The sequence below is a fragment of the Mesorhizobium sp. WSM4983 genome (genome assembly GCF_029625765.1).
In the GTDB taxonomy this organism is placed as follows: domain Bacteria; phylum Pseudomonadota; class Alphaproteobacteria; order Rhizobiales; family Rhizobiaceae; genus Mesorhizobium.
Genome location: NZ_JARTVM010000004.1, coordinates 641 through 2,302, shown reverse-complemented (window position 1 = coordinate 2,302; position 1,662 = coordinate 641).

The following is a 1,662-nucleotide window of genomic DNA, read 5'->3' as shown; positions in this document are numbered from 1 at the left end:
GTTGCACCCGTAGCGCCGGTCGCCCCAGTAGAGCCAGTAGCTCCGGTGGCTCCAGTGGCACCCGTAGCGCCGGTCGCTCCAGTTGCTCCGGTAGCTCCAGTGGCACCCGTGGCTCCGGTCGCACCGGTTGCTCCGGTCGAGCCCGTTGCTCCAGTGGCTCCGGTCGCACCTGTCGAGCCGGTAGCTCCAGTCGCACCCGTGGCGCCGGTTGCACCAGTCGCACCCGTTGCTCCAGTCGCACCGGTTGCTCCGGTCGAGCCCGTGGCACCCGTAGCGCCAGTCGCTCCAGTCGCACCAGTTGCACCAGTTGCACCCGTAGCGCCGGTCGCCCCAGTAGAGCCAGTAGCTCCGGTGGCTCCAGTGGCACCCGTAGCGCCGGTCGCCCCAGTAGAGCCAGTAGCTCCGGTGGCTCCAGTGGCACCCGTGGCTCCGGTTGCACCGGTCGCACCAGTTGAGCCAGTCGAGCCGGTTGCACCCGTTGCTCCAGTCGCACCGGTGGCGCCGGTCGCACCTGTCGAGCCAGTAGCTCCGGTAGCTCCAGTCGCACCCGTGGCGCCGGTTGCTCCGGTCGAGCCCGTTGCTCCAGTCGCGCCGGTCGCACCGGTTGCGCCGGTCGAGCCCGTTGCTCCAGTCGCACCGGTGGCTCCGGTCGCACCTGTCGAGCCGGTAGCGCCTGTGGCACCCGTAGCGCCGGTCGCTCCAGTCGCGCCAGTTGCTCCAGTCGCACCGGTGGCTCCGGTCGCACCCGTCGAGCCGGTAGCTCCGGTAGCTCCAGTCGCACCCGTTGCTCCAGTGGCACCGGTAGTTCCAGTCGCACCTGTTGCTCCGGTCGAACCTGTCGAGCCAGTTGCTCCTGTTGCACCCGTCGCGCCGGTGGCGCCTGTAGCTCCGGTATCGCCGGTGGCGCCGGTCGCACCTGTTGCTCCGGTCGCACCTGTCGAGCCCGTTGCTCCGGTATCACCCGTAGCGCCAGTCGCACCTGTGGCGCCGGTTGCTCCAGTCGAGCCGGTATCGCCCGTTGCACCCGTAGCGCCGGTCGCACCTGTGGCGCCGGTTGCTCCAGTGGCCCCGGTAGCTCCAGTAGCTCCAGTCGCGCCGGTTGCGCCTGTCGAGCCGGTCGCACCCGTTGCACCCGTAGCGCCGGTCGCACCTGTTGCACCCGTCGAGCCCGTTGCTCCGGTATCACCGGTGGCGCCGGTCGCACCTGTGGCGCCGGTTGCTCCGGTCGCACCCGTTGCTCCGGTATCGCCCGTGGCGCCGGTGGCACCTGTTGCTCCGGTTGCTCCCGTTGCTCCGGTATCGCCGGTAGCGCCAGTCGCACCTGTTGCTCCGGTCGCACCGGTCGAGCCGGTTGCTCCGGTATCACCGGTCGCACCTGTGGCGCCGGTTGCTCCGGTTGCTCCCGTTGCTCCGGTATCGCCCGTGGCGCCGGTGGCACCTGTGGCGCCGGTTGCTCCGGTCGCACCTGTGGCGCCGGTTGCTCCGGTTGCGCCCGTTGCTCCGGTATCGCCCGTGGCGCCAGTCGCACCCGTGGCGCCAGTCGCACCTGTGGCGCCGGTTGCTCCGGTCGCGCCCGTTGCTCCGGTATCGCCCGTGGCGCCAGTCGCACCCGTGGCCCCGGTCGCACCTGTGGCGCCGGTTGCTCCGGTCGAGCCGGTTGCG